General features: G+C 39.0%; 4 protein-coding genes. All 4 read left to right on the top strand.

Going from position 1 to position 1305, the window contains the following annotated elements:
- Positions 1-302, top strand: a 302-nt coding sequence (locus KIH86_RS00050) for an HAD family hydrolase (RefSeq protein WP_223110237.1), incomplete at its 5' end; no start/stop codon positions are given.
- Positions 303-315: 13 nt separating this feature from the next.
- Entirely contained in the window at positions 316-558 is a 243-nt protein-coding gene (locus KIH86_RS29370; protein WP_235775198.1) for a DUF4240 domain-containing protein, read from the top strand.
- 23 nt (positions 559-581) lie between these two features.
- The gene (locus tag KIH86_RS29365; protein ID WP_235775197.1) at positions 582-800 is read left to right on the top strand and encodes a molybdate metabolism regulator; all 219 of its coding nucleotides are present in this window, start codon (positions 582-584) and stop codon (positions 798-800) included.
- Positions 801-892: 92 nt separating this feature from the next.
- Positions 893-1267, top strand: a complete 375-nt coding sequence (locus tag KIH86_RS00040) for a hypothetical protein (RefSeq protein WP_223110236.1) — start codon at positions 893-895, stop codon at positions 1265-1267.
- Positions 1268-1305 lie beyond the last annotated feature (38 nt).

Below are 1305 nucleotides of genomic sequence, written 5' to 3'. Positions count from 1 at the left end.
GCATGTCCAGAGAATTGGTGTTGAAGGATATTGAGGAGTTTAAGCAGTATATCGACATTGTAATTACTTCCGTTGATGTTGGGTATAGAAAGCCGCGGAGCGAGGGATTTATTCAGCTGGCAAGTCAATTGGGCTGTAGCCCGCAGCATATGTGTTATGTGGGGAATGAGAGCAAAGATATTACGGGAGCAAAGCGATCAGGAATGAAAGGGATTTTAATAAATCGAACACTACAAGACGTACAGTGGGACCAAGATTTAACGATGACTAAACTCGATGAAATAGAAGAATTATTTAAGTAGGAGGTCCATTTCGATGACGTCAAATCTCTTCTGGAAGTTAATAAATGATTCCAAACAGCAAGGTGCGGAACAGGTTGAATGGTTGACCAAAGAATTAGCAATGAAAACTAGTGAAGAGATCATTCACTTCGAAGCTGAGTTTAAGAATAAGATGGAACAATCCTATACATCTTCACTATGGGGAGCCGCTTATGTACTCATGGGAGGATGCTCGGATGATGNTTTCTGGCTGAATATTTATCTGAAGAGTATTTAGAAGAGGATGAATTTGCACCACAAATGGAAGAGATGTTATACATAGCTTCAAGTGCGTATACCTATCAAAAAACCGGTGCGTTCGATTACAACGATGAAATTGATACAGAATTTATTAATGAATTAGAGGCTCAAGGCCATACATATGAACCAATAGATATGGAACTTGATTGGAAGGAAGAAGACCTTGAAGAGAGGTATCCTTTGTTATGGGATCGATTTGGAGAAGACCCATTGACGTAGTAAACGCAGAAGGCAGGAACTTTTTACGGTTGATCTTTTTGAAAGAAGGTAGATATCTTTAATGTTTTGTGCCAGAAGATTTNACTTATGAGATGAACTATGTAGCTAGTACATATTTAGATGCATGGAGAGCAGAATGGGGAAATGTTGTAGCTGAATTAATGAAACATTATGAATTTGAAGGTGACAAAAATACGATAAGAGAATATAAAAGCAGGTATGAGGAATTTGCTACACAAGCGTCAGAGCTTGAATGGATCGATTGGTCAGATACCTCGGTGGAGCCAGGAGAGGATCGTTCGTTCGGAACAGGCGCTGTTAGCGCTTCATTCCTGGAGGAAGCAGTATTATTGAAGAGACAAGTTCTTTATTTAATTGATAAATATTTCTCCGCCGAAGATAGTGAATACGGTGAGTACATCTATTTATATAAAGGCAATGGGGCAGAGCTGGATAAAGCAAAATAAAAGGCATTTTATACAAAGTATGGGCTCAAACCCTATGA

Source organism: Paenibacillus sinensis, assembly GCF_019904155.1.
Lineage (GTDB): Bacteria > Bacillota > Bacilli > Paenibacillales > Paenibacillaceae > Paenibacillus_AQ > Paenibacillus_AQ sinensis.
The sequence above is the reverse complement of the archived record's forward strand: the minus strand, read 5'-3'. Positions and strand labels throughout refer to the sequence as shown.